5 protein-coding genes are annotated in these 5853 nt (G+C 61.7%); all 5 read right to left on the bottom strand.

Annotated elements, in window-relative coordinates; genetic code table 11:
* Positions 1-167: 167 nt before the first annotated feature.
* Positions 168-1109, bottom strand: a complete 942-nt coding sequence (gene arcC / locus Q0J74_RS10050) for a carbamate kinase (protein ID WP_297214186.1) — start codon at positions 1107-1109, stop codon at positions 168-170.
* A 137-nt stretch (positions 1110-1246) separates the two neighbouring features.
* Positions 1247-2446 (bottom strand): knotted carbamoyltransferase YgeW, encoded by a 1200-nt coding sequence (gene ygeW / locus Q0J74_RS10045; protein WP_297214181.1) that lies wholly within the window; start codon positions 2444-2446, stop codon positions 1247-1249.
* A gap of 55 nt (positions 2447-2501) precedes the next feature.
* Entirely contained in the window at positions 2502-3893 is a 1392-nt protein-coding gene (locus Q0J74_RS10040) for a YgeY family selenium metabolism-linked hydrolase (protein ID WP_297214176.1), read from the bottom strand.
* Positions 3894-3955: 62 nt separating this feature from the next.
* The gene (gene dpaL, locus Q0J74_RS10035) at positions 3956-5194 is read right to left on the bottom strand and encodes a diaminopropionate ammonia-lyase (RefSeq protein WP_297214172.1); all 1239 of its coding nucleotides are present in this window, start codon (positions 5192-5194) and stop codon (positions 3956-3958) included.
* 284 nt (positions 5195-5478) lie between these two features.
* The coding region (locus Q0J74_RS10030) for a molybdopterin cofactor-binding domain-containing protein (RefSeq protein WP_297214167.1) at positions 5479-5853 on the bottom strand (375 nt) is incomplete at its 5' end.

Raw genomic sequence — 5853 nt, 5'->3', positions numbered from 1 at the left:
AAGGGCTTATCCCCTATGAGTCCACTTCTTTCTTCCTCTGTTGCACTTGTATTGTATATTCGCAATTTCCACTTCCTTCGCGCCTGCGGGCGCGAACTCTGCGAGGCTTATTCGACAAGCTGACGGGACCGCTGCATGGGAATGCAGCGGTCCCGCTTTGTTGTATCTTACTGGTGAATGGCGGTGCCGGTCTTGCCGGCCACGCCGTCCTTGGCCTTCTCCAGCAGGGTGATGAGCGCGGAGCGGCCGGGGGCGCTCTCGGCAAACTCCACGGCGGCCTGCACCTTGGGCAGCATGGAGCCGGGGGCGAAGTGGCCCTCGCTGATGTACTTGCGGGCCTGGTCGGGGGTGAGCTCGTCCAGCCACTGCTCCTCCGGCTTGCCGAAGTTGATGGCTACCTTCTCCACCGCGGTGAGGATGATGAGGGTGTCGGCGTTGACCTGCTGGGCCAGCACGCAGGAGGCAAAGTCCTTGTCGATGACGGCGGCCGCGCCCTTCAGGTGATGGCCCTCGGTCTTGTACACCGGGATGCCGCCGCCGCCGCAGGCCACTACCACTAGGCCGGCCTCCACCATGTCCCGGATGGAGTCGATCTCAATGATGGACTGGGGCTTGGGAGAGGCCACCACCCGGCGGTAGCCCCGGCCGGCGTCCTCAATGACGTTGTAGCCCCGCTCGGCCACCATCTTGTCGGCCTCCTCCTTGGTCATGAAGGCGCCGATGGGCTTGGTGGGGTTCTGGAAGGCGGGGTCCAGGGGATCCACCTCCACCTGGGTGAGTACGGTGGCCACGCCCTTGTTGATTCCCCGGTCCAGCAGTTCCTCCCGCAGACCGTTCTGCAAATCGTAGCCGATGTAGCCCTGGCTCATGGCCACGCACACGGACAGGGGGCAGGGGATGTATTTCTCCGGGTCGGAGCGGGTCAGTTCGGCCATGGCCTTCTGGATCATACCCACCTGGGGACCGTTGCCGTGGGCGATGATGACCTCATGGCCCTCCTCAATCAGGTCGGCGATGGCCTTGGAGGTCTGCTTGACGGCGATCATCTGCTCCGGCAGGTTGTTGCCAAGAGCGTTGCCGCCCAGTGCGATCACAATGCGTTTGCCCATAGTAAAACACCTCAGTCTGTCTGATTTGAAATAGTGCGGCCCGTCCGCACAATGTCAGGCAGGTAAACCTATGCGGACGGGCCATGGAATGAAGGGAAAAGAAATGGAAGTCTATCTGTTCAAAAGCAATTGGTGGATTACTTGTTGAACCAACGGGCAATGCCGCGCTCCTCCAGGGCCTTCAGGGTGGCCTGAGGATCCTTGCACTTGGCCAGGAAGATCATGGCGGCGATGATATAGGGCTTGAAGGAGGCCTCCTTGTACAGGGGGTCACGGTAGCGGTCGAACACGCTGGCCTCCACCTCGCCGTCCACGCAGGAGACGTCGTTGATGTCGGCGGGCAGGCAGTGCATGTACAGAGCCTTGCCGTCCCGGGTGGTCTTCATCAGCTCCTCGGTGCAGCACCAATCCTTGTGGTTGGCGTTCTGAGCCAGCAGCTCCTTCTCCAGGGCCTTGATGCCGTCGCTGTCGCCCTCGGCATACAGGTTGGTGCGCTTCTCCATGGCGGCGAAGGGAGCCCAGCTCTTGGGATACACGATGTCGGCGTCCTTGAAGGCCTCAGCCATGCTGTTGGTCTTGGTGAAGGTGCCGCCGGACTTCTCGGCGTTGGCCTTGGCAACCTCCTCCACCTCGGGCATAACCTCGTATCCCTCGGGGTGAGCCAGCACCACGTCCATGCCGAAGCGGCTCATCAGGCCGATGATGCCCTGGGGTACGGACAGGGGCTTGCCGTAGCTGGGGCTGTAGGCCCAGGTCATGGCGATCTTCTTGCCCTTCAGATTCTCCACGCCGCCGAAGTGGTGGATGATGTGCAGCATGTCGGCCATGGCCTGGGTGGGGTGGTCGATGTCGCACTGCAGGTTCACCAGGGTGGGCTTCTGCTCCAGCACGCCGTCCTTGTTGCCCTGGGTCACGGCGTCCATGAACTCGTGCATGTAGGTGTTGCCCTTGCCGATGTACATGTCGTCCCGGATGCCGATGACGTCGGCCATGAAGGACACCATGTTGGCGGTCTCACGGACGGTCTCGCCGTGGGCGATCTGGCTCTTGCCCTCGTCCAGGTCCTGAACCTCCAGGCCCAGCAGGTTGCAGGCGGAGGCGAAGGAGAACCGGGTGCGGGTGGAGTTGTCCCGGAACAGGGAGATGCCCAGGCCGGACTCAAAGATCTTGGTGGAGATGTTGTTCTCACGCATGTAGCGCAGGGCGTCGGCCACGGTGAACACGGCCTCAATCTCGTCGTCGGTCTTCTCCCAGGTCAGGAAGAAGTCACCCTCGTACATCTCTTTGAAGTTGAGCTTGTTCAGCTTGTCAATATAGGCCTGCAGCTTGGCGTCCATGTGAATCGTCTCCTTTTTTATCATTCAGAATTTTAAGAAGGAATGGGGAAGGAACTTACTTGATGTCGTTGTTCGTTTTCCCGGCGCGGAACTGGGACACATCGGCGGTCTTGTTCTCCTCCTTGTACAGGCCGGGTACGGCGGCGTACAGGGCGGCACAGGTCACCAGATCCTGCTTCCAGGTAATCTCGTTGGGGGCGTGAGCCTGGCTCTCGGCGCCGGGGCCGAAGCCCACGCAGGGGATGCCGTACCGGCCCTGGATGGCCACGCCGTTGGTGGAGAAGGTCCACTTGTCGGTCAGGGGACGGTTGCGCAGGTGCATGGCGCCGTCAGGCCCGATGCGCTTGTCGCCGTACAGGGCGTGGTGGGCGTCCACCAGAGCCTGCACGTGAGCGGCGGACTCCTTATTGATCCAGGTGGGGAAGTAGGCCTCGGTCTCGTACACCTCGCCGGTCCAGGAGGGACGGTCGTACATGTACATGGAGACCTTCACGTCGTCGCCGTACTTCTTCACGTTGGGCAGGTTGCGGATCTCGTCCAGGCAGGAGTCCCAGGTCTCGCCGGCGGTCATGCGGCGGTCGATGGAGATGGAGCAGGAGTCGGCCACAGCGCAGCGGCTGGGAGAGGTGTAGAAAATCTGGCTGGTGGTGCAGGTGCCGCGGCCCAGGAAGCGGGCGTCCTCATAGTGGTCGGGGTTGTACTTGGGATTGAGCATCTTGACCAGGCCCTTGATCTCGGTGGAGTCGGCGTCGTCATTCTCGTTGAGGGCGCGCACGTCCTGGAGAATGTCGGCCATCTTGTAGATGGCGTTGTCGCCGCGCTCGGGGGCGGAGCCGTGGCAGGACACGCCCTTCACGTCCACGCGGATCTCCATGCGGCCCCGGTGGCCCCGGTAGATGCCGCCGTCGGTGGGCTCGGTGGAAATGACGAACTCCACCTGCTCCTTCTTGATGCCCTTGGCGGGGAAGAACTTGTTGACGATGTACTGCCAGCACATGCCGTCGCAGTCCTCTTCCTGGACGGAGCCCACAACCATGATCTTGTAGCCGGCGGGGATGAGGCCCAGATCCTTCATGATCTTGGCGCCGTAGGTGGCGGAAGCCATGCCGCCCTCCTGGTCGGAGCCGCCGCGGCCGTAAATAACCTCGTCGTCCTCATAGCCCTCGTAGGGGTCGTGGGTCCAGTTGTTGATGTTACCGATACCCACGGTGTCGATGTGGGAGTCAATGGCGATGATCTTGTCGCCCTGGCCCATCCAGCCGATGACGTTGCCCAGGCCGTCCACTTCCACCTCATCGTAGCCCAGCTTCTCCATCTCGGCCTTGATGCAGGCGACCACTTCCTTCTCCTCGCAGCTCTCGCTGGGGTGGGAGATCATGGCCCGCAGGAAGCGGGTCATATCGGCCTTGTAACCTTCGGCGGCGGCTTTGATCTGCTCAAAATCCATGATAATGACCTCCAAATCTTAATTTGATTTCCTTTTCTTCATCCCGGATGGGTTGTGCGCGCTTACTGATAGGGGTGCTGGGGGGTCTCGGTGGTGGGGTACTCGCCATCCCAGATCACCCGGCGGAACTTCAGAGGATCGGTGTTGCCCTCGGTGGAGAACATGAGCACCTGGCTGAACCGGTCCAGTCCCAGGGCCTCCCGCAGATCCTTGTAGGCGTCGTCGCACATGATGGCGTCCAGACAGCCCATACCCACCGCACCGGACTCGCCGGAGATCACCGTGGGGTCGCCCTTCACCGGCACGCCCAGCATCCGCATGCCCTTGGCGCTCACCCAGTCGGGGCAGGAGACAAAGGCGGAGACGTGGTTGCGCAGGATGTCCCAGGAGATGGTGTTGGGCTCGCCGCAGGCCAGGCCCGCCATAATGGTCTGCAAGTCGCCGGTGACAATGCGGGGAGCGCCGTCCCCGGCCAGAGCGCCCTGATACAGGCAGTCGGCCGCCCGGGCCTCCATCACCACAAACTTGGGGGGATCATTGGGGTAGAGGTTGGTAAAGTAGCCCACCACGGCGCCGGCCAGGGAGCCCACGCCCGCCTGCACAAACACGTGGGTGGGCCGGTTCACGCCGCACTGGCGCAGCTGCTCGGAGGCCTCGTTGGCCATGGTGCCGTAGCCCTGCATGATCCAGGAGGGAATCTCCTCATAGCCGTCCCAGGCGGTGTCCTGGACGATGACGCCGTGCTCGGTCTGCTCGGCCTCCGCGGCGGCCATGCGCACGCAGTCGTCGTAGTTGACCTCCTCGATAGTGACCTTGGCGCCCTCCTTGGCGATGTTGTCAAACCGGGACTTGGAGCTGCCCTTGGGCATATGTACCACGGCCTTCTGCCCCAGCTTGTTGGCCGCCCAGGCCACGCCCCGGCCGTGGTTGCCGTCGGTGGCGGTGAAGAAGGTGGCCTGGCCGAACTCCTTGCGGAAGGCCTCGCTGGTCAGGTAGTCGTAGGTCATCTCAGACACGTCCCGGCCCATCTCGCTGGCGATGTACTTGGCCATGGCGAAGGAGCCGCCCAGCACCTTAAAGGCGTTCAGGCCGAAACGGAATGACTCATCCTTCACATACACCCCGCCCAGCCCCAGATACTTGGCCATACCGTCCAGCTGAGCCAGAGGGGTGATGGAGTACTGGGGGAAGGAGCTGTGGAAGAACCGGGCCTTGGCCACGTTGGCCAGGGACATGACGTCAAGCTGCTTGTCCTCGCTTTTGGGCATGTTGTTCAGGACCCATTTGATCTGGTCTTTCATCGAGCTGTCGCCTCCAAAATGTTTTTGAAGCCTGCTGATTTTTTAGCTTATTTCTGAGACCATCATACCACGTGTGAGGCAGATGTCAAGAGGAAAAACTAAAAAATTTCATGTAATGCTAAAAATTTTTTTGGTGTGGGGCAAACCGCTGGGGCGCTAGCCCCTCTGCCCTTTCCCACGTTACAGCGGAAGCAGCAAAATAGGCCCTGGTCAGACGGGAAAGGTGCCGCCGGACCAGGACCCTGGGGAGGGCCGCCTGGCCTTCGCGGAGGGGGGGATCGGGGTTACTTTTTCTTGTTGTAGAAGGTGTCCTCCATGGGCAGGGAGGTGCGCAGGATATGGTCCTTGGCGTAGTAGGCCCCCTGGACCGCCGGGGCGGTGGGGATGGTGGCAATCTCGCCGATGCCCTTGGCGCCATAGGCGAAGGGGAGCAGCTGCTCCTTCTCCACATAGATGGCGTGGATATCGGGAATCTGGTCGGAGCGCATCAAGCCCAGGGTACCGAACTTCACCTGGGGGACGCAGTCCTTCAGGGTGAATTTTTCCGTGAGGGCGTAGCCCAGGCCCATGAGCACGCCGCCTTCAATCTGGCCCTGGATGGAGATGGGGTTGACCACCTTGCCCGAGTCGTGGGCGGCCCACACCTCTTTCACCTTGCC

Source organism: uncultured Flavonifractor sp., assembly GCF_944387675.1.
In the GTDB taxonomy this organism is placed as follows: domain Bacteria; phylum Bacillota; class Clostridia; order Oscillospirales; family Oscillospiraceae; genus Flavonifractor.
Note: the sequence above shows the minus strand (reverse complement) of the source record. Positions and strands in the feature narration are given on the sequence as shown.